Raw genomic sequence first — 247 nt, 5'->3', positions numbered from 1 at the left:
CATGATGCGGCCCAGCGTGCCGTGACCGACCGGCACCGAAATCGGCGCGCCGGTGGTGGCCACGCGCATGCCGCGACGCAGACCGTCGGACGAACCCAGTGCAATGGTACGCACCACGCCGTCACCCAGCTGTTGTTGCACTTCGAAGGTCAAGCCCTTCTCGGCGAACGAGGCTTCGTTGCTGTCATCCAGCACCAGCGCGTCGTAAACCTTCGGCATCGCGTCACGCGGGAACTGAATGTCCACC

The 247-nt window shown here is 64.8% G+C and carries 1 pseudogene; it reads right to left on the bottom strand.

Going from position 1 to position 247, the window contains the following annotated elements:
* A pseudogene (locus ACVA58_RS28510) lies at window positions 1–246 on the bottom strand (F0F1 ATP synthase subunit beta); the annotation flags it as partial.
* Window position 247: the final 1 nt, after the last annotated feature.

Source organism: Photobacterium sp. DNB22_13_2, assembly GCF_052873915.1.
Note: the sequence above shows the minus strand (reverse complement) of the source record. Positions and strands in the feature narration are given on the sequence as shown.